19 protein-coding genes are annotated in these 20,296 nt (G+C 69.4%); 9 read left to right on the top strand and 10 right to left on the bottom strand.

Features of this window, described 5'->3' with window-relative positions:
- Window positions 1–37: 37 nt before the first annotated feature.
- From MED01_RS08875 to msrB, 4 genes are all read right to left on the bottom strand, one after another.
- Window positions 38–565 (bottom strand): OsmC family protein, encoded by a 528-nt coding sequence (locus MED01_RS08875; protein ID WP_238668026.1) that lies wholly within the window; start codon window positions 563–565, stop codon window positions 38–40.
- A gap of 354 nt (window positions 566–919) precedes the next feature.
- A complete protein-coding gene (locus MED01_RS08870) occupies window positions 920–1,576 on the bottom strand; it encodes a TetR/AcrR family transcriptional regulator (RefSeq protein ID WP_238668025.1) in 657 nt (218 codons plus the stop codon).
- Window positions 1,577–1,890: 314 nt separating this feature from the next.
- Complete coding sequence (gene msrA, locus MED01_RS08865; protein WP_238668024.1) at window positions 1,891–2,397, bottom strand: peptide-methionine (S)-S-oxide reductase MsrA; 507 nt, start codon at window positions 2,395–2,397, stop codon at window positions 1,891–1,893.
- Window positions 2,394–2,885, bottom strand: coding sequence for a peptide-methionine (R)-S-oxide reductase MsrB (gene msrB, locus MED01_RS08860; RefSeq protein ID WP_238668023.1), 492 nt, complete (start codon window positions 2,883–2,885; stop codon window positions 2,394–2,396). The genes msrA and msrB overlap by 4 nt, the downstream gene beginning before the upstream one ends.
- A 483-nt stretch (window positions 2,886–3,368) precedes the next feature.
- On the opposite strand from msrB, the gene MED01_RS08855 reads away from it, so the two are divergent.
- Window positions 3,369–4,286: an NADP-dependent oxidoreductase gene (locus MED01_RS08855; protein ID WP_238668022.1), complete on the top strand. Its 918-nt coding sequence runs from the start codon at window positions 3,369–3,371 to the stop codon at window positions 4,284–4,286.
- 95 nt (window positions 4,287–4,381) lie between these two features.
- Here the strand turns inward: MED01_RS08855 and MED01_RS08850 are convergent, their stop codons facing one another.
- Genes MED01_RS08850 through MED01_RS08840 form a run of 3 tightly spaced genes read right to left on the bottom strand, consistent with a single transcriptional unit; the run spans window position 4,382 to window position 6,159 of the window.
- Window positions 4,382–4,792, bottom strand: coding sequence for a GNAT family N-acetyltransferase (locus tag MED01_RS08850; protein ID WP_238668021.1), 411 nt, complete (start codon window positions 4,790–4,792; stop codon window positions 4,382–4,384).
- Window positions 4,793–4,852: 60 nt separating this feature from the next.
- Window positions 4,853–5,593, bottom strand: coding sequence for an FAD-binding oxidoreductase (locus MED01_RS08845; RefSeq protein ID WP_238668020.1), 741 nt, complete (start codon window positions 5,591–5,593; stop codon window positions 4,853–4,855).
- A complete protein-coding gene (locus MED01_RS08840) occupies window positions 5,563–6,159 on the bottom strand; it encodes a sulfite oxidase-like oxidoreductase (protein ID WP_238668019.1) in 597 nt (198 codons plus the stop codon). Before MED01_RS08840 ends, MED01_RS08845 begins: the two co-directional genes overlap by 31 nt.
- 293 nt (window positions 6,160–6,452) lie before the next feature.
- Between MED01_RS08840 and MED01_RS08835 the strand changes: the two genes are divergently transcribed.
- Window positions 6,453–7,463, top strand: a complete 1,011-nt coding sequence (locus MED01_RS08835; RefSeq protein ID WP_238668018.1) for a mechanosensitive ion channel family protein — start codon at window positions 6,453–6,455, stop codon at window positions 7,461–7,463.
- Between the two features lie 81 nt (window positions 7,464–7,544).
- Here the strand turns inward: MED01_RS08835 and MED01_RS08830 are convergent, their stop codons facing one another.
- Window positions 7,545–8,666 (bottom strand): hypothetical protein, encoded by a 1,122-nt coding sequence (locus MED01_RS08830; protein WP_238668017.1) that lies wholly within the window; start codon window positions 8,664–8,666, stop codon window positions 7,545–7,547.
- Between the two features lie 342 nt (window positions 8,667–9,008).
- On the opposite strand from MED01_RS08830, the gene MED01_RS08825 reads away from it, so the two are divergent.
- Window positions 9,009–9,278, top strand: coding sequence for a hypothetical protein (locus MED01_RS08825; RefSeq protein WP_238668016.1), 270 nt, complete (start codon window positions 9,009–9,011; stop codon window positions 9,276–9,278).
- A 135-nt stretch (window positions 9,279–9,413) separates the two neighbouring features.
- On the opposite strand, the gene MED01_RS08820 is transcribed toward MED01_RS08825, so the two are convergent.
- Window positions 9,414–10,769 carry a carbohydrate-binding protein gene (locus MED01_RS08820; RefSeq protein ID WP_238668015.1) on the bottom strand — a complete coding sequence of 452 codons (1,356 nt, stop codon included), beginning with the start codon at window positions 10,767–10,769 and terminating at the stop codon, window positions 9,414–9,416.
- A 304-nt stretch (window positions 10,770–11,073) separates the two neighbouring features.
- Between MED01_RS08820 and MED01_RS08815 the strand changes: the two genes are divergently transcribed.
- Window positions 11,074–12,159, top strand: a complete 1,086-nt coding sequence (locus MED01_RS08815) for a branched-chain amino acid aminotransferase (RefSeq protein ID WP_238668014.1) — start codon at window positions 11,074–11,076, stop codon at window positions 12,157–12,159.
- Between the two features lie 79 nt (window positions 12,160–12,238).
- Here MED01_RS08815 and MED01_RS08810 read toward each other — a convergent pair whose 3' ends face one another.
- Entirely contained in the window at window positions 12,239–13,468 is a 1,230-nt protein-coding gene (locus MED01_RS08810) for a PucR family transcriptional regulator (RefSeq protein WP_238668013.1), read from the bottom strand.
- Window positions 13,469–13,722: 254 nt separating this feature from the next.
- On the opposite strand from MED01_RS08810, the gene MED01_RS08805 reads away from it, so the two are divergent.
- From MED01_RS08805 to MED01_RS08785, 5 genes are all read left to right on the top strand, one after another.
- Window positions 13,723–14,640, top strand: a complete 918-nt coding sequence (locus MED01_RS08805; protein ID WP_238668012.1) for a dihydrodipicolinate synthase family protein — start codon at window positions 13,723–13,725, stop codon at window positions 14,638–14,640.
- A 178-nt stretch (window positions 14,641–14,818) separates the two neighbouring features.
- Window positions 14,819–16,864 (top strand): M6 family metalloprotease domain-containing protein, encoded by a 2,046-nt coding sequence (locus MED01_RS08800; protein WP_238668011.1) that lies wholly within the window; start codon window positions 14,819–14,821, stop codon window positions 16,862–16,864.
- A gap of 85 nt (window positions 16,865–16,949) precedes the next feature.
- On the top strand, window positions 16,950–17,384 hold the full coding sequence (locus tag MED01_RS08795) for a hypothetical protein (protein WP_112604180.1): 435 nt from the start codon (window positions 16,950–16,952) through the stop codon (window positions 17,382–17,384).
- Entirely contained in the window at window positions 17,381–17,959 is a 579-nt protein-coding gene (locus tag MED01_RS08790; RefSeq protein WP_238668010.1) for a TlpA family protein disulfide reductase, read from the top strand. Before MED01_RS08795 ends, MED01_RS08790 begins: the two co-directional genes overlap by 4 nt.
- A 206-nt stretch (window positions 17,960–18,165) precedes the next feature.
- Window positions 18,166–20,061, top strand: a complete 1,896-nt coding sequence (locus MED01_RS08785) for a CocE/NonD family hydrolase (protein ID WP_238668009.1) — start codon at window positions 18,166–18,168, stop codon at window positions 20,059–20,061.
- Window positions 20,062–20,296 lie beyond the last annotated feature (235 nt).

Below are 20,296 nucleotides of genomic sequence, written 5' to 3'. Positions count from 1 at the left end.
GCGCGGCTGTGATCGCCGAGCAGCGAGCGGCATGTCCTCAGCGCGGCCCGACGAAGTCGGTCCGCACGCTCCACGCGAACTGGATCAGCAGGGTCACCGGTGACCTCTCGGCAATGTCGTGCATCACCTTCAGGTCGTCGGGGTCGGGTTCCTCGCTCAGCGTGATCGTGCGCTGCAGGTAACGCTCCGCGCCTTCCTGCTCGGGCTCGTGGTAGTCGATCTCGACGGTGATGTCGCCGGCGGTGTCGTACTTGTAGTCGACGTACTGCCGCAGCGTCTGAGCAGTGCACGACGCGAGCGCCATCAACAGGTACTCCGTCGACGTCGGGCCTTCACCGAGTGCGCCGTTGTGTGGTTCATCGGCGACGAACGTGAAGCCGCGGGTCGTCATGTCCGTGCGCCGGCGCTCAGTGGCCGGAAGGACAACTCGGGCCGATGCGACGACATGATCATGATCGGTTTCCATCAGCCGCGCCTTCCTGTAGATCCAGTGGTGAGGTCCAGCGATACGGAACCAGCAGTGGCCGAGCCGCAGTCTGAGCGAGGCTGCGGCCGGGCGTGTCACCCCATGGTCGGGTGCCTCGGAAGATTAGCTTCACCGGACCGAATAGTCCAACCAGCCGTTCGCTGACAGGAGGCGTCCGCCCAGGCGAACCTGGGGGAGCGGTGGCTCAAACTGCCGCGGTGGGATGACCAGGGCCACGCCTGCCCGAACTGGAGCCGATCGGACCCCGATCCGGAAATGGACCAACTAGTCCTTTGCCGTGCAGTGGCTGGGGAAGTCGGTGCATGCTCTCAAGCCAGCATTGCTCGACCAGTTGGGCCACCGTGCCGGCACTGGTACGCGCGCCCGGTAGGGGTGGACGGGCGACGACGGTTGACCAGGATTTCTAGGTCTTGAGGGTGGGCATGGGCCCAATTAGCGGGCAGGCTCAGCGGCCGGCTGCACGAGGAACGATTTGATGTGTTCCAGCGCCATGTCCAGAGCGACTTCCATGGGTGCGACGTCGTGCGCGGCGTTCGCCAGTAGGTAGCCGCCCTGCAAGGCGGCCATCAACCCCGTCGCCAACTTCTCCGGGTCGGCGTCCTGGCGGAGAAGGCCGCTGTCCCGCATCCGGTGCAGGCCATCGCTGATCAGTCTTTCCCATGCCGCGAACGTCTCCGACAGAGATGAACGAGCCTGCTCATCTTGATCGGACAGCTCGAGAGCCATTGACCCGAGGCCGCAGCCGTATTTGCCGTTGTTCAGCGAGTTGGCCTGGACCAGCGCGTTACGCCATCGGACCAGCCCTGAGAACGATCTCAGTCGTTCGAGCCCTGCGCGCTCACGCTGAAGCACGAGCGCGCCTCGATAGTTGACCAAGGCGCGCACGAGTTCCTGCTTGTCGGCGAAGTGGTGGTAGAGCTGAGACTTGCTCGTCTGGCTCGCCTCGCGGATGTCGTCAAGGGTCGTCGCGTTCACTCCGCGCACGAGCATCAGCCGGTTCGCCGCCTCGAGAATCCGCTCTCGGGTCGCGATGCCCCGCTGACTGATCCTCCGCCTATTCGTCGGCGCAGTCACCTGCTCGTCGCTCATCTGTCAAGTGTATCCAGCGCACCAGATAATCTAGTGGGATTGGGACCCTGGAGTCCATTAGGTGCCGTGTTGAAGCCACGTGATGAAGAAGGGCGAACATGGCGTCAGCACGCTGAATGAACGGTGCGCTAGGCGGCTAGAGCATTTCTCACGAGAGATTTCCTGGACTATTTGGTCCCATTTATTGGGCGTGTCCACCGCTGCCGCGCCGGGCGGCCCCGGCGGAGCCCGCACCCATCCGGCGGCCTCCTTGTCCGGGCCGATCACCTCGGCCGGGGCCGGCGCGCGGGCCCGGGGCCCGCGCGCCGGAGGTGTCAGGCAGTCGCCCGCTTCGGAAGCTTCCACCCGGGGCGGGGGAAGTGGCAGGTGTATCCGTCGGGGTAGGTCTGCAGGTAGTTCTGGTGCTCAGGCTCGGCCTCCCAGAAGTCGCCTGCCGCGGTGACCTCGGTGACGACCTTGCCGGGCCACAGTCCCGAGGCGTCGACATCGGCGATCGTGTCCTCGGCAACCCGCTTCTGCTCGTCGTTCGTGTAGAAGATCGCCGAGCGGTAGCTGACGCCGATGTCGTTACCCTGGCGGTTCTTCGTCGACGGGTCGTGGATCTGGAAGAAGAACTCGAGCAGCGCGCGGAAGTCGGTCTTGTCGGTGTCGTAGACGACCTCGATGGACTCCGCGTGTGTGCCGTGGTTGCGGTAGGTGGCGTTCGGGACATCGCCGCCGCTGTAGCCGACGCGCGTGGAAACAACGCCGGGCTCGCGGCGGAACAACTCCTCCATGCCCCAGAAGCAGCCGCCGGCGAGGATTGCCTTTTCGGTGGTCATGTCGTCTCCATGCCTGTGGTCGCGCCAGTGTTGGTGTCACTCGTGAACAGGGTGCGGTATTCGCCGTACCCTGCGTTCTCCAGGTCGTCGAGGTGGATGAACCGCAGCGACGCGGAGTTGATGCAGTAGCGCAGTCCACCCTTCTCGGCGGGGCCGTCGTTGAAGATGTGGCCGAGGTGGCTGTCCCCGTGCAGCGAGCGGGCCTCAGTCCGGATCATCCCGTGACTGGAGTCTGCGCGCTCGACGACGTTCGTCTTCGCGAGTGGCTTGGTGAAGCTCGGCCAGCCGGAGTTGCTGTCGTACTTGTCGACCGATGCGAACAGCGGCTCGCCGGACACGACATCGACGTAGATGCCGGGCTCATGGTTGTCCCAGTAGGCGTTGGCGAACGGTCGCTCGGTGCCGTCCTGCTGGGTCACGTGGTACTGCTCCGGGTTGAGCCCCGAAACGGCCTCCGGGTTCTTGTGGTACTGGGTCTGCTGAGGCACAGCTCTCCCTTCCCGGCCTTGCGGCGCATAGCTGCGGAGCCAGGTGCAGGCTCCTGGGCACGCAGGTACAGACGCTCTCCGGGGCGATGGTATTCCCGCAGCCTGCATCTATTCTGGACTGCAAAGTCCGAAAACGGATTCCCGTCGATGGCAGGCCGTTGGCTCGCCCACGCGTTTGAACTGGCAACTCCTGCAACTGCAACAGCATTCCGGCGAACGAAAAGTGGACTTGACAGACCAGTTCCGGCGCGACTAGCTTCGGGACGTCCGACGGGCGCAGCCGGTAGCTAGGGCTGCCCGACCTGCCCGTCGGCGTCGAGTCCGACAAACGTCCCCGCCAGTCCCGGCAGCATCCCCGCGGCCCGACCGCCACCGATCAGCGTGGTGAGCTCCGGCCCCGAGGCTTGGCGCCGCCGATGCGGGGAAACGGAGACGTGCTCCTCGTGCCAGTGCGGACGAGGGCTGGATGCGAGGAGGTGTCTGATGAAGGCGATTGTGGTGACGGACGAGGCTGCGGGAACGGCCGGGATGAGGCTGGCGGAGCGGCCTGACCCGGAACCGGCCCTCAACGACGTCGTCGTCCAGGTTCACGCCTCGGGGTTCGTCCCGACCGAGTTGGCGTGGCCCTCGACCTGGACCGATCGCCTCGGCCGTGACCGGACGCCGTCGATACCCGGGCACGAGTTGGCCGGAGTGGTCACCGCCCTCGGGTACGGCACGACGGGACTGTCGGTGGGACAGCGGGTGTTCGGCCTCACGGACTGGACCCGCGACGGCACCCTGGCGGAGTATGTGGCAGTCGAGGCACGCAACCTCGCGCCGCTGCCCGGCGACGTCGACTTCATCGTGGGCGCGAGCCTGCCGATCTCTGGCCTGACCGCCTGGCAGGGGCTGTTCGAGCACGGCCGCCTTCAAACCGGGCAGAGCGTCCTCGTGCACGGCGCGGCCGGCGCGGTCGGTTCGATGGTGACGCAGCTCGCCCGTGAGTTCGGCGCCTACGTCATCGGCACCGGACGCGCTGCCGACCGTCAGAAGGCGCTCGACTTCGGCGCGCAGGAGTTCGTCGACCTCGAGAACGACGCGCTCGAAGCCGTCGGCGGAGTTGATCTCGTCTTCGACGTCATCGGCGGCGTCATCGGGAAGCGCTCGGCCGGCTTGATTCGCGCCGGAGGAGTCCTGGTCTCCGTCGTCGGGCCGCCCGAGGTGCGGCCTGCGGACGGCCTGGCGATCGATTTCGTGGTGATGCCTGATCGTGCCCAACTGGGGGAAATCGTCCGGCGGGTACGGGACGGGCGACTGCGGACGCACATCGGCACCGTCGCGGACCTCGACGACGCCGTCTCCGCTCTCAACCCGACTGAGCGGATCACCGGGAAGACGATCATCCGCGCTCACTCGTAAGGGTTCGGGGAGAACGACCGGTCCCGCGCTCCGCTCAGCGAACACACCACGCCGGCCAATTCAGCAAGGCCGACCTCAGCCGCGACCGCGCGTGTTCAATGCCCCCGCTCGGCGGAGTGCGACCGAGGAAATGCCGGGTCCAGAACGTCGGCATACTCCGGATGAGCATTGACGAATGCTGTCGCGAACGGGCAGGTCACGGCAACGGTCTTTCCTTGCCTGCGCAGGTCGTCGAGGACGCTGCCGATGAGTCTGCTCGCTACGCCCTTACCCCGGAACTCGGGGAGCACGGACGTCGCCGACAGTATGACGCGGCTTCCCACCTCGCTGTAGACGAGCCCTGCGGCTGTCTGGCCCCCTACGGCGGCCTCGTAGATGCCGTGCGCGCTGTCGTTGGTGATGACGATGTCTTCCGCGTCGGGCGGGGTGGTTGCCGGCAGTTTCGAGCCACCCGAGTCCTGCTCGGTGCTGGTCAACGTGACCATGTCCTCAGCGTTGTTCGCCATCGTCGCTCCTGACTCTCGCTCCGCCGTGCTTGTTCGGATTCTCGGTGGTGCTCGACGTGGTCATCCTCCGCTGGGTCCGAAGCGTTCGGTGCGGATGTTCCCGGGGTTGTGGCCGGTGGCCACGAGAAGGTCGGCCACGGTCTCGACGAATCCGGTGGGCCCGCAGACGAAGGCGACAACATCGGCGGCACCGGGCCAGGTGACGCGGGCGAGCGTGTCCGCGTCGAGTCGTCGAGGTGGGGTCGGCCAGCCGGGGGGCGCGATCCTGGTGTAGACGTGGGTGACGGCGACAGGAGAATCGCCTGCGGCCTCTGCTGTCGCAAGCTCCGCCGTGAACAGGGCATCCGACGGGGATCGGGTCGAGTAGATCAGCCTGGTGGGAGCCGTCGCCGCACGGACCATCGACATCAGGGGCGCCACGCCGGATCCGCCGCCGATCAGCAACGCCGGGCGCGGATCACCCGGTCGGCGTACGAACCAACCGCCGAGCGGCCCACGGATCTCGAGCTGGTCACCCGGCTCCGCAACGTCGACGAGATACGGCGAGACCTCACCGTCGGGCACCGTCTGGACGGTCACCTCGAGGCGGTCGGGCCCCGGGGCGGACGAGATCGAGTAGCTGCGGTACGCCGTGTAGCCGTCGGGAGCGGTCAACCGGACGTCGACGTGCTGGCCCGGCACGTGACGTGTCCAGCCGTCGACGTCGAGGACCAGGGTCCGCGCCGTCGCAGTCTCCGCGCGGGTGGCCGCGACAGTCGCCGGCAGCCAGGTCAGTCTGCCAGGTATCGCTGCTCGCGCCATGGGTCCCCGTAGTTGTGGTAGCCGGCCGTCTCCCAGAACCCGGGCTCGTCGTCGAGACGCAGTTCCAGAGCGCGCAGCCATTTCGCGCTCTTCCAGAAGTACAGGTGAGGAACGAGCAGACGAGCTGGCCCGCCGTGCACCGGAACCAGCGGCTCACCGTCGAACTCGTACGCCACCCAGGCCTGGCCGTCGACAAGGTCCTCAAGCGGGATGTTCGTGGTGTAGCCGCCGTAGGAGTGGGCGACGACGTACTCGGCGGCCGTCTCGACGTCGGCCAGCAAGGTGTCTATGGAGACGCCTCGCCAGCGCGTGCCGAATTTCGACCAGTGCGTGACGCAATGGATGTCCACTGTCGGTTCGTCGGCGGGAAGGGCGGTGAACTCCGCCCATGACCACGTGCTCCGCTCGCCGGTCTCGGTGACGACGGCGAGCTCCCAGGCGTCGAGCCCGATGCGCGGTGTGGGTCCCGCCGACAGCACCGGGAAGTCGTCAGTGCGGTACTGGCCGGGTGGGAGGTCGGTGTCGTCGCGTCTGCGGCCACCGAAGCCACGTGTGATCACCGCCATGCGCCTCTCCCCGAGTGGCGGCCGCGTGGCCGCGACCCCGCTGCCGCCCGTGCTATGAACTGGACCATACCGTCCAGACTAAGCCGATGTGGTGCCTGCCGGCAAACTACGCCAGCTATGGGTTGGACTGGATCGTCCGTGGAGTCTCGGCGGCGACGGAAAGCCATCGATGCCAGCCGGCGGTTGTTCGTCGATGTTGGCCGCCCGCCCCTGGCCGGGGTGGCACCCTGAGCACGTGGACTGGGCAGTGAGCTGGGGGAAGCTGGCGTCGGGATTACGGTGACCGGCCTCTGATGCGTACCGCGTTGATCGTAGTGACCGCGCTGGCGACGGCGGTGGTCGTGGACCTGATCTCCGGCCTGGTCGTCCGCCGGGTAGCCCGTGGTCGTTACCGGTGGCTGCTGGAGCCGCTGCGGCATGCCTGCCGCCGCCCGGCAGCGACGCTGTTGCTGGTTGGGGCGTTGTACTACGCGCTGCCGTCGAGCCCGGTCGGGTGGCAGCGTCATCTGCGGCACGTCGTCCTGGTGGCTCTGGTGCTGTCCGGAGCATGGTTGGTTATCAAGGCGTTGCATGTCGCCGAGGCGGTCGCATTCAGTCGGCTCCCGGGCGGCGCGGTCGCCAGCCGGCGGGTCCGGCGGGCCCGGACGCAGATCCGCCCAGTGCGGCGGCTCACCGTCGCCGTGGTGACGATCATCGCGATCGGCCTGATCCTGATCACCTTTCGGCCGGTGCGTCTCTTCGGCGTCTCCGTGTTGACGTCGGCGGGGGTGGTCGGCGCATTGATCGGCCTGTCGGCCCGTACCGCGCTCGGCAACGCGTTCGCCGGTGTCCAGGTCGCCTTCGCCGACGGTCTGCACGTCGGCGACGTACTGGTCGTCGACGGCGAATGGGGCCGGGTTGAGGAGGTGAAGCTGACCAACGTGGTGATCCGGCTCTGGGACGAGCGGATGCTCATCCTGCCGACCACGTACTTCACCGAGCGGCCGTTTCAGAACTGGACCCGGAACGAGTCTCGGGTCATCGGCAAAGTCCAGATCCATGTCGACCACACCGCGGACCTGGACGACCTACGCCAGGAAGCGCGCCGGCTGGTCGAGTCCTCACCGCTGTGGGATCGCGACCAGTGGGTGCTCCAGATGGTCGACTCCACCGCGCAGACAGCGGTCATCCAGGTGCAGGCCTCGGCCGCCGACGGCGCCAGCGCCTGGGACCTGCGCTGCGACCTGCGCGAGGGAATGGTTCGCTACCTTCGCGACCGCCGTCCCCAGTGGCTGCCCCGCACCCGTGGTCAGTATCAGCCTTGAACGGAGGGCCCGACGGGGCCACCAGCGGTTCTCGGAAGGACTGCGCCTGGCCGAAACCGATCGCCGGTTCCGGTTGCCGAACTACTCTGCCGGCAGCCCGCTCTTTTCGTCCCGCCAGCCATCGGGTTGTGGATGGTAGCCGTAGGCGGCAGCCCGAACCGTGTCCTCGTTCTCCAGCCCGGAGCCGATCGCGCCGCCGACGGTGGCCAGCGAGCTGGTGATCCAGGCGAGCGCCAGATAGTCGGTGACGTCGACTGGGCGCTGCAACGTCTGTTCGAGCACTGACGTGTCGATCAGCAGTGCCCCGACCAGCACCGTTCCCACGAGCAACACCACGTAGGACAGCACCGTGGCCAGAGCGAGGGTGAGGATCGTACCCAGGTTGAACAGCCGTGCCAGCTCGGCCGGCGTCTCGCGGCTCGGCTTCTCCCACAAGTCGTGGGCGACGATCAGCCAGGCCACCAACGCTGCTAGCCCGAGCAGCATGATCACGGCGAGCCGGAGTCCGCCGAGCGCATCGCCCATCTGCCAGATGGTGTCCGTGGTGAGCGCGAACGCGGCCGTACCGAACGCGCCGACCAGCAGCTTCGACAGGCCCAGCAGGGCACGACCAGGACGGTTGGCTCGAACCATGCCGATCACCAGCCGTAACCGGCCGATGAGCCGCGAGGCAACGTAGCGTTGCTCACCGGTGTCGGCCTCGCCGACCACCCGGTGGACGGCGGTAACCCGGCCTGCCGTCTCAGCCGGCGCCCAGCCGGCCGGCGGCACCCGCTGGTCGGAAGCCTCGGTCAGCAGCCGGCTCACCAGCTCCGGAACGGCCGCGCGGGCCGCCCGCAGCTGGTGCAGTCCCAGCGCGGGCAGGGACAGCACCGCGACTCGACGCCGAGCGGAGGCCTGCGCGACCAGCGGCACCCGCTCGGCATGCAGCGGCAGGTCGGTCAGGCAGATGGCGACGTCCCACTGGGCGTCGGCACGCCGCTGAGCGAGATCATCGAGTAGCGCCTCAACGCCGCCGTCGCGGCGCGGCGCCACTTCGCCCCAGCCTTCCCGGACGATCCACCGCACGTCCGCGTCCACCCGCTCGGCGAGCCCGCTGGCCAGCTCCGTCGTCAGCCGCGCTGCCACCCGAGCCGGGTGATCCGGCGGGGTTGCCACCAGTCCGACGACGATTTCCGGGCGGTCCTGTTGCCGCTGCGTCATCGGTGCTCCTCACCGGTAGCCGGGGTCGGCCGCTGACGGCGAACAGACCGGCGCCTCAGGCACCATCGCGCCAGCTCCCCGTGCCGAGTGAGGCAGTGGTACCGCCAAGCCGCCGAGAGGAGCACCCCGACCAGCACGTACGGCGCCACCGCGACGCACTCGTCGAACCGGGCGTCCCGCCCACGCAGCCTAAGAGACCACCCCGACCGGTGCAGCGGTTTCAGCGCAAGGGGCTCTTGAGCACGTCGTCGCCCGGGCGGCCCGTCGTGCACCAGGCAGGACCGCCGACAGGGTCAGCGCTGACATTCGGCACCCAGCCGGCGGTACGCGGACAATGGGGCGATGAAGCGAAACGTGAGCCTGATGCGGTTGACCGGGACGCGCGCCGACGGCGCGGTGGCGACGGGCGCGGCGGCTACCGGCGCGAGGGCTGCTGGGGCGGCGTCGCTCGGTGCCCTCGCCGTGGGGGCGCTGGCCGTCGGGGCCGTGGCCGTCGGGGCGCTGGTCATCGGGCGGCTGGCGATCCGTCGGGCGGTAGTGCGGGAGTTGCGCGTCGGCCGGCTGGAGATCGACGAGTTGGTGGTGCACAGTCGAGCCACTGCTGAGAAATGACCCACGACGGGCGCCCGGAAGCGGGGCCCGCAGAGTGCGAACAGCGCGTGCCGGCGGTGGAACGGTTCGGTGCCGACCTTTCGACAGCGAAGCGCCGGGCCCACCGGCTGGCGGTGGGCCCGGCGTCAGGACCCGTCAGCGGCCCTGCAGGCGCTTCACGTTGTCGCCGAAGGTCCAGCCCTTCGACCCGTCCCAGTTCGCCGACCAGGTCATCAGGCCCTTCAGGCCGGGCACGGAGTTCCAGGCCTGCGTGACCAACGACGTGGACATGTAGCCGCCGCCCGCCCCGTTCTGCGCCGGCAGGCCCGGGACCTGCTTGTCGTACGGCACCCGGATGGTGGTGCCCTGGATGGTGAGCCCGTTGTTGAGGCACTGCGTCTGCACTGTGAAGCCCTGCACGGTGCCCGCCGGGTACGAGTCGCCGGCGCAGCCGTACATGCTGCCGTTGTAGTACTGCATGTTCAGCCACCAGAGCCGGCCGTTGTCCACGTACTTCTTGATGATCGGCAGGTACGAGCCCCAGATCGAGCCGTAGACCACGCTGCCGCCGGTGACGTACGCCGTCTCCGGTGCCATGGTCAGGCCGAAGTTCGACGGCATCCGGGCCAGCACGCCGTCGATGATCCGGATCAGGTTGGCCTGCGACGTGGACAGGGTGTTGATGTTGCCGCTGCCGGTCAGGCCGGTCTCGATGTCGATGTCGATGCCGTCGAAGTGGTAGGCAGTCAGGATCGGCACGATCGTCGCGACGAACCGGTCGGCGACAGCGGCGGAGCTCAGGTCGATGCCGGCGGCGGCCCCGCCGATCGACATCAGGATGGTGGCGCCGGCCGCCTTGGCCTGGCACATCTCGGCCGGGGTGGCCACCTTCACGCCGGCGTCCATGCCGTTCTCCCAGAGGACCGTGCCGTCCGAGCGGATGACCGGGAACGCCGCGTTGATCACGTTGTAGCCGTGCTGGGTGAGCCGGCTGTCGGTGATCGGGATCCAGCCGAGGCCGGGGTGGACGCCGTTGGAGGCCCCGTCCCAGTTCTCCCAGTAACCCTGCAACACCTTGCCGGTGGGCCGCGACTTCACGGCGCAGGTCCCACCGGTTGGCGGCGGTGTGGTGGGGGGAGGCGTGGTCGGTGGTGGCGTGGTGGGGGGCGGGGTCGTGGGTGGTGGCGTGGTGGGTGGTGGCGTGGTGGGCGGCGGCGTGGTTCCCGAGCACGCGCCGAGGTCACGCCAGAGCGATGGGGTCGCTGCGGGGTTCCAGCCGGCGCCGGGGTGCGCGGTGTGGGTGACCAGCGCCTGGTAGAGCCGGCCGCCGTAGGTGACCTGGGCGCCCGCCTGGTAGGTGGGTCCTTCGGCCCAGGTGGGGGCGGTGCACGCGACCAACGGGACGGCGTTGGCCGAGGGCACGGCCGCCATGCTGCTGGGGACGAAGGCGACGGCGGCCGTGACGGTCATCGCCGCCCCGGCTACCACTGCGAAAATTCGACGGCTTCTCATGGCTCGCTCCCCAGGCTTCGACGACCCGCGACCTCCACATATTGACGTTCGTGACCTTTAATATCAAGGGTTGTTTACAGATCCCGGAAAGTTGGGGGATCGACCGGCTGCGGGAGGGTTGCCAGGTCGATGGCGTAACGACCCGGTGGGGTGGCCGCACCGTCCCTCCGAGTCGCCGCAGTCTGTCTACTGTCGGCGACGACACGGTCGGTATTCTGCACCCTGTCACCCGACAATCGTCCCCTGCGTGATCGTTCTCGGTGACCTGAGCGCCCAGGGATGCGGCCATGGAGAGGACCCGGCGATGAGCCTGTCGTTCCCGTTGCACCAGAATCCGAGCCCGGCGAGCGCGCAGCGGCGAGCCGAGATCATGGCGAATCCGGGGTTCGGCAGGTACTTCACCGACCACATGGCACGGGCGGTGTGGAGGCCGGACGGCGGCTGGCAGGACTCCGAGATCATCCCCTTCGGTCCGATCCTCATGCACCCGGCGGCGGCCGTACTGCACTACGCCCAGGAGATCTTCGAGGGGATGAAGGCGTACCGGCACCGCGACGGCTCGATCTGGTCGTTCCGACCGCAAGCCAACGGCGAGCGCTTCGCCCGGTCCGCCCGGCGGCTGGCACTGCCCGAACTGCCGGTTCCGGACTTCATGGCCTCGGTCGAAGGGCTGGTCCGTGCCGATCAGGTGTGGGTGCCGGACGAGGACGAATACAGCGTCTACCTGCGGCCGTTCATGTTCGCGTCCGAGCCGTTCCTGGGGGTCCGTCCGGCGCAGGAGATCACCTACATGGTGATCGCCTGCCCGGTCGGCGCGTACTTCTCCGGTGGCGTCAAGCCGGTCTCCATCTGGCTCTCCACCGAGTACACCCGGGCGGCCCGGGGCGGCACTGGCGAGGCGAAGTGCGGCGGCAACTACGCCTCCAGCCTGGCGCCGATGGTCGAGGCCGCCGAGCACGGCTGTGAGCAGGTCTGTTTCCTGGACGCCGCCGAGGGCCGCTACGTGGAGGAGCTCGGTGGCATGAACCTCTACTTCATCACGGCCGACGGCCGGATCATCACCCCGGAACTCGGCACGATCCTCGAGGGCGTCACCCGGGGGTCGATCCTCGTCCTCGCCAAGGGTCTGGGCCTGGAGGTCGAGGAGCGCCCGGTGGAGATCCGGGAATGGCAGGAGGGCGTGGCCTCCGGCGCGATCACCGAGGTGTTCGCCTGTGGCACCGGCGCCGTTGTCACGCCGGTCGGGCGCCTGGTCTGGGAGGGCGGCGAGGTGACGGCCCCGAAGGCCGGCGCGGAGGACTCGGTGACCATGCGGCTGCGCCGCCACCTGCTCGACATCCAGTACGGCCGGGCCGCCGACGCGTACGGCTGGATGACCCGCCTCGTGTGACGAGGAACGTCGAAGACCTCCCCACGGGCGCCCGGATGCCGCTGCCGTCCACAGTGGCAGCCGGGGCCGAGCGGCGACGTCACGACGTGCGGTAATGGCCGGTGAGCCGACCGAGCTTCATGGCCAGGTGCAGGCACAGCCGTTCGTTGCCGTCCTTGAGGTCGGTCCCGGCGAGCTGCTCCACCCGTTGCAACCGGTAGTAGAGGGTCGTCCGGTGCAGTCGGAGCTTCTCGGCGGTGGCGTGCGCGTTGCCCGCCAGGTCGAGGTAGGCCTCCAGGGTCTCCAGCAACACCTGGTGGGCGTCGTCGCGCAGCAGCCGCTCCAGCCCGGGATGGACGCCAGCGACGTCGAGGTGCTGGCTGTCCAGTTGGGACAGAACCCGGTAGATGCCCAGGCCGGCCCAGGAGACCACCCCGCCCAGCGCGGGCAGTTGCGTACCGACCCGGGCGGCGTGCGCGGCCTCCTGATAGGACTCCACGGCGCTGGCCAGCCCGGCGCGCGGCTGACCGATCCCGGTGACCGTCCGCTCCACCGAGGCCAAGCCCCGGGTCGCGGTGCGCAACGCGTCGCTGAGGTGCCCTGCGGAGGCCTCCGGTGAGGGGCGGCCGGCGACCCGGTCGCCGCAGACCAGCAGCACCCCGTGGTCGTGCCAGACCAGGTGCAGCGTCTCCCGCACCCCGATCCACCGGCGGGTGGTGACCAGGGCCTGTTCCAGGGCGATCCGGGCCACCTCGTCGGGCTGCCGTCCGGCGGCCGGCACGAGCTGGGCGACGAGCGCGACTGTCAGCCCGTCGGCGACCACCACGCCCTCCTCCAGCAGCGCCCGCGCCGCGTGCTCGCGCGCCTGCCGGCTCTCCACCAGCAGGGTGCGGGTGGCCTCGGTCTCCCGCTGCGCGGCGAGCTCACCGAGCAGGTTCTCCCGGTACAGGGCCAGCGACAGGTCGGTGAAGGGGCCGGTCGCGGTGGCGATGTCGGCGTCGGTCATCGAACCGTCCGCATCGATGAACCAGACGAACCCGAGCAGCAGGTCGTCGTGTCGGATCGGCACGCAGACCCTCGCCAGCAGGTCCAGCTCGGCGCACGCGGGGGTGCGGACCGGCGCGTGCGCCGTGAGCACTCCCATGCCCCGGAACCAGGCGATCACCTCCGGCGTCGTCTGCCGGCGCAGGATCGACGTCCGGCGGACGTCGTCCATCGGGCCGTCGTGCTCGCTGTAGGCGACCACCCGCTGTCGCCGGTCCTCGATGAGGGCGGGTCGTCCCACCCGGGCGGCGACGGCGTCGACGATTCGCTGGAGCTCACCGTGCATGTAACTCCCCAGGTTGCGCTGCGTGACAGGGATCGCGCGACCGCCAGTCCTTACCCTCCGGTGCGGGTGGGTCATCGCGCAAGGTCCACTGTCGAAGTCACGACAAAAAGACGGCCGGTATCGCGACGGTTCCGGCATCTGTCCGAAGACCGGGGACGACAGACGTTCCTAGGGTTCCGGTACGGATCGCACCAGCGCCGCCGCGCACGGTGCGGGTGGGATGACGGGCGGCGCCGGTGGGGAGGGATTGCCGAGTGGGATCTGGTAGGCCCTGGCAGGGCGTGCTGGTCGCCATCACCACGCCGTTTCGCGCCGACCTGTCGGTCGACTTCGACAAGCTCCAGGAACACGTCCGTTGGCTCGCCGCCGAGGGGTGCCACGGGGTCGCGCCGTGCGCGTCGATGGGGGAGTACCGGGCCCTCTCCGACGACGAGAGGGCCGCCGTGGTGAGGGCCACGGTACAGGCCGCACCACCCGGCTGCGTGGTGGTGCCCGGCGTCGGTGGCTACGGCAGCAGGCAGGCCCGTCGCTGGGCGGAGCAGGCCGCCACGGTCGGCGCCCACGGCGTGCTCGCGCTGCCGCCCGACGCACCCGCCGCTCGCGCCGCCGACGTGGTCGCCCACTACCGGGAGGTGGCGGCGGTCGGCCTGCCGGTGGTCGCCCACAACGACCCGTACGACACCGGGTTGGACCTCACACCGGACCTGCTGGCGACCGTCGCCGAGATCGACGGGATCGTCGCGGTGAAGGAGGTCACCGGCGACGTACGCAGGTTGCATCGCCTGCGGGACCTCTGCCCGCACATCGACGTGCTGGTCGGCGCCGACGACGTGGTGCTCGAACTGGTGCTGTGTGGTGCCACCGGATGGGTCGCCACCCTGCCCAACGCGCTGCCCCGCCAGGCCGTGCGCCTGTACGAGCTGTGCGTCGCCCGCGACCTGGGCCGGGCGCTGCCGCTCTACGCCGAGCTGCACCCGATCCTCGGTTGGGCCTCTCGGCCGGAAGCCGTGCAGGCCGTCAAGCTCGCCATGGAGTGCGCCGGACGGTTCGGTGGGCGGTGCCGCCCACCGCGCGGACCGCTGTCCGGGTCTGCCGTCGACCGGGTGCGCCGTGACGTGCTGCGGGCCCTCGCGACAGCGGCCGATCCGACTTCCGGGGCCGGTAGTGACTGATCTGCGGGTGGGCGCCGGTCATTCAGGTGTCGGAAGTCGTAGGCCCACCTGCCGACATCTGCACAGTGACCGGCACCGGCCCGTACTCCTAGATTCGCTGCGCGGCCTGCTGACAGATGTTCCACGGCACCCCCACCGGGACGCCAGCGCCGCGTTCCCTCCGACGAGAGGTGGTTCCGTGCACCGTGCTACCCCCCACCGCACCCGGCTGAGGCGGGCCGTGCTGGCCGCAGCCGTGGTGACCACGCTCGTGGCGACCGGCGCGGCGCAGGCCGCCGCGGCCCCGGCCAACCCGGCCGGCGGCACCGCGCCGTTCCAGGTCCTCGACCCGCAGGCCTGGCAGAACCCGGACACGATGACCTGGAATGACTACAAGGCCGTGCCCGGTAAGAACTGGGCCGACCCGAGCGTGTCCGGCTCGGTCCGCAACTTCAAGATCGCCCTGGTGGCGCTCGACTATCCTGACGAGACGTTCGCGGTCTCCCAGCGGGCCCGCTCGACGGTCTTCGGCAACCCGCAGTCCGTCGCGACGAACATTCCCCGGGCGGACGTGCCGAAGTTCTACCAGGACTTCCTGAACACCCCGAACACCCTCAACAAGGGCCACACGCTGCACGAGTACTGGATGCAGGACTCCAACGGCCGCTACGGCGTCGACCTCACCGGGTTCGGGCCGTACCAGATGCCGGCCAAGTCCTACCAGTACGGGCTGGACAACGGTTTCAACCCGGGTGCCTGCCCGAGCGGGGACGTGTGCGGCAAGAACATCCGCACCGACGGGCTGGGCGCCTGGCGGGCGGCCGTTGGCGAGGAGGTCGCCAACCAGTACGAGCTGGTGTTCATCCTCAGCGCCGGCCAGGACGAGTCGTCGACCTGGCAGGAGTTCGGGCAGATGATCTTCCAGAACAAGGAGGACGTGCCGGACGCCTGGGGCCCGCCGGACCCCAACCTGCCGAACTGGGCGAAGACCCGCTACGTGGACTGGACCTCGTGGAAGGCGGCGGCGACCCTGTGGCCGAACGCCGGCGGCGGTTCCTCGACGCAGGGGGAGAGCTCCGGCATGGGCGTCTACGCCCACGAGTTGACCCACCTGCTGGGCATCGGCGACAACTACAACAACCCGTACGGCGAGCCGCTGCGCAGGGCGTACACCGGGATCTGGAGCATGATGTCGCGCGGGTCGTTCAACGGCCCGGGCGGTCCGCACACCCGCTGGCAGATCCCGCCGACCAACGGCGGCTCGATGGGCTCGCTGCACACAGTGCGGGACAAGCTCAAGATCGGCCTGCTCGGTGAGGAGCACGTGCTGCGGCTGTCGCGGGAGTCGCTGGCTTCCTCGGGCCTGGTGGTCGCGCAGGTCACGGCCCGGGCGGTCGACGCCGGCCCGAAGGGTCTGAGCGGCGTGAACATCGCGCTGAACAAGGACCTGTCGCCGACCTGTGGGGTCAGCACCGACCCGTTGTGCGACGGTGGCAACTTCAACAACTACACGGTCGAGGTCGTCGACCGGATGGGCGCGGACTCCTTCACCCCGGACAGCGGCGTGCTGCTGAGCAAGACGAAGAACGCCGACAGCGCGCCGTTCCAGTGGGTGGTGGACGCCAACCCGCAGGACATCGACATGATCGACTTCTATCGGCCCGACGGCACCCCGCAGAAGATCACCATGGGCGACTACCGGCAGCTCTCCGACGCGCTGTTCCACGCCGGCGCGGACACCGGTAGCCAGTACGAGTACGTCGACGAGGCCAACCGACTGCACTTCTACATCATCGACCTCAAGCGGGACTCGTCCGGCTCGCTCTCCTACACCGTCGCGGTGCGTTCGCTGGACGGCACCGGTGGGCCGAGCAGTCACGGCGTGCTGCTGGGCAAGGGCGAGGTGAGCAGCGGCGGCAAGCCGACCAACCGCGGGGTGACCTGCTCGTTCGAGCTGACCAACACCGGTACCTACTCGGCCGGCGGGCAGCAGCACCCGGAGAACGTCAGCGCGTACCTGAAGTCGGATGTCTACCGCCTGTCGGCGGAGGTGGCCGGCAAGGGCTGGCGGACCTGGCTGCCCAACCAGCTCGCCACCGCGCAGTTCGGCAAGGCCACCACTGTCACCGTGTCGGTGGGTGCCACCGCCGCCGCCGCGAACACCGGTTTCGTGAAGCTCACCGCGACCTCGGAGAGCGACCCGACGAAGACGGTGACCAAGCAGTGCCGGGTCGAGAAGTCCTGACCGGCGGCCGAGGTTGACCCCGTTCCTGCCGGGTCCGCGGCGGTAGGCCGCCACGGACCCGGCAGGCGGACGGAAGGAGGATGACGTGCGGCGAAGCATCACGACTCTGCTGCCCCTGCTGCTGGCCGGCGCGACCGGCTGCGGCACCGTCGGCGCCGCCCAGGAGGCTGTCGATCCGACGACCGTCCGGGTCCTGGTTCGCGACATCAACATCCGGGCCGCTGGCGTGGACTGCGCCGGCACCGGTCCGTACCAGCACTTTCACAACCGGGCGCCGTTCCGTGTGCTCGACCCGGACGGAGCGGCGCTGGCCAGCGGGCAGCTGCCGGCGGGGACCGCGGTGGCCGCCTTCGCCGAGGACCTGGGGGTCGAACGCCTGCCCACCTACTGCGAGTTCGCCGTCGGTGTGCGCGTGCCGCAGCGAACCTCCTACCGGCTGGAGGTGGACGGCCGGCCGGCGCTCGACCTGACGCCGGACAGCAGTGAGGGCCCGGCGCTGGTCGCGGTGGTCCCGTCATGAGGCGGGCACTTCTGCCACTGTTGCTGGCGGCGGCGCTGCTGGGCGGATGCAGCACGCCAGAGCCAGCTCCCGCGCCGACGCCCGCCGGAGGGGCGGCGGCGCTGCCCGGGCCGGTCCCCGCCGACCTGGCGTTGCGCCCGGCGCCCGGCACCGCCCCGGCTGCCCCGGCGTTCACCGGCGCGCTGACCGACGGCACACCGTTCGTCGCCGCCGAGCTGTGGGCGCAGCGTCCCGTCGTGCTCACCTTCTTCAGCTCCTGGTGCACCACCTGCGCCAGCAACCAGGCCGCCCTCAGTGAGCTGGCCCGCAGCTACCGGGACCGGGTGGTCTTCGTCGGCGTGACCGGCGCGGACCAGGCCGACGAGGTCCAGGACTACCTCCGCGACCACCGGGTGGAGTACCCGGTCGTCCTGGACGACCAGCAGACGATCTGGCGTTCGTACGCCGTGCGGGAGCCGCCGGCCGTCGTGCTGGTGGCCAAGGGTGGCGCCCTGCTCCGCGGCTGGCCGGGCGGCCTGGACGCCCCGACACTCGACCGGCGGCTGCGGGAGCTGGTGCTGGCCGGCCAGCCGTAGTCCCGTCATCCAGACACCTCGGTGCGACGCCGACCCGGCACCGGTCGGCGTCGCACCGAGGTCTTCCCGTGCCCGGCGCGCGCCTGCCCGCCGGGCGAGAGACGCAGCCCGTCGAACCACACCCGGCGAAGTTCCTACACGTGCAGGTGGTGGCACAGACAACCGGCTCGTAGCGTACGCAGCCTCGGACACATCAAGGAGACTGCATGCCTACAGTGGGAACGCGCTGGCGCACAGGCGTGGCCGTACTGTCCGCGACTGTGCTCGCCGCCCTCGGCGCGGCGCCGCAGGCGCTGGCGGCGGACGGCCCGCCGTCGATAGTCGTCCAGGACGGCGTCACCCAGCCGGTGTTCGGCTACGCCGACGCCATCCGGGAACGCCTGTTCATCGACTCCACCTTCGACAGCGACAACGACGGTCTGCGCGACATCATCGCGTTCGACCTGATGCGGCCGGCGGCCACCGCGCAGGGGCTCAAGGCCCCGGTGGTGATGGACGCGAGCCCCTACTACTCGACCGTCTGCCGAGGCAACGAGTCCGAATGCAAGGCGGACCTCGACGGCGACGGGCTGCTCGACAAGTGGCCGCTGTTCTACGACAACTACTTCGTGCCGCGCGGCTACGCGGTCATCCTGCTGGACATGGTCGGCACCAACAACTCCACCGGCTGCCCCACCACCAACGCCAACCAGGACAACCTGAGCGCCAAGCAGGCCATCAACTGGCTCAACGGTCGGGCCACCGCCCGTAACGCCGCCGGCGAGGTCGTCAAGGCGGACTGGCACAACGGCAAGACGGGGATGATCGGCAAGTCGTACGACGGCTCGCTGGCCATGGCCACGGCGGTGACCGGCGTGAAGGGCCTGACCACTGTCGTGCCCATCAGCGGGCCGACCGAGTACTACGACTACGTGCGCAGCAACGGCGTGGTCACCCGTGGCAACAGCTACGTGTCGTCGCTGGCCAACACGGTCACCAACCCGGAGCGCCGGGACTACTGCAAGCCGGTACGCGACGCCATAGGTGCCGCCGACGGCGACGAGCACGGCGACTACACGTCCTTCTGGAACGAGCGCAGCTACGTCAAGAAGGTCCCCAACGTCACCGCCAGCGTCCTGCTCTACCACGGCCTCAACGACGACAACGTCCGGCCGGACCACTTCAGCAAGTTCTGGTACGCCCTGGCGGAGAACAACGTGCCGCGCAAGCTGTGGCTGTCGCAGGAGGGCCACGTCGACCCGTTCGACTCGCGCCGCGCGGTGTGGGTGTCGACGCTGCACCGGTGGTTCGACTTCTGGCTGCAGGGCGTCGCCAACGGCATCATGGACGAGCCCCGGGTGGACCTGGAGCGTGCCGCCGACGTGTGGGAGACCCACGCCGACTGGCCGATCCCCGGCAAGGCCGACACCGAGGTGTTCCTGCAGCCCGGCACCACCGGCGCGGGCGGTCTCGGGCTGGTGCCCACCGCGAAGCCGGCGACCGGGGCGTTCCAGGACAGCCGCACGCAGAGCCAGAACACCATGATCCTTAACCCGGACGTGGTGCAGCCCAACCGGCTGGCCTTCCTCTCCGCGCCGCTCACCGCGCCGCTGCACATCTCCGGCACGCCCACAGTGCAACTGCGGGCCTCCGCCGACCAGACCGACACCAACCTCGGGGCGATCCTGGTCGACTACGGCACCGACGAGCGGGTCGCGCACCGGGCCTCCGGCGAGGGGATCATCACCCTGGACACGTCGGACTGCTGGGGCGAGAGCAGCCCGACCGACGACGGCTGCTACAAGCAGACGGCGAAGCGGGTGGCCACCGCCGACTACGAGCTGGTCACCAAGGGCATCATGGACGCCCAGAACCGGCAGTCGATCCGCGTCGCCGTGCCGCTGGTGCCGGGGGAGTCGTACAACTTCAGCTTCCCGCTGCTGCCGGAGGACTACGTCTTCAAGCCCGGCCACCGGATCGGCGTGATCATCGTGGCCAGCTACCCGCAGTACTCCAGCCAGGCGGACACCACCGCCGCGAACCTTCAGGTCGCGCTGAAGAGCAGCAACATCGTCCTACCTGTGGTCGGCGGCACCGCCGCCGCGCACGCCGCAGGCCTCTGACCGGCTGACCAGCGGGCCGCCGCGAGCGGCTCGTCACCGGGGCGGCCCGGTGATCAACCCTCCCGCGGAGGGTTGACCGCCGGGCCGTTCGGCCGTCATCGGCTCTCGGCCGCCAGTGCTGCACACCGGCCCTCCGGCGGCTGACGGCCGCCGTCTCGTACTCGCCGAGTGTCGAGCTGGGGTCCGTGTGGCGGGATCTGACCGCGAGCGACCACACTGCACAGACGTATCAGCG

This window comes from Micromonospora alfalfae (genome assembly GCF_022230925.1).
In the GTDB taxonomy this organism is placed as follows: Bacteria; Actinomycetota; Actinomycetes; order Mycobacteriales; family Micromonosporaceae; genus Micromonospora; species Micromonospora alfalfae.
This window is presented reverse-complemented; position numbering and strand designations above follow the sequence as displayed.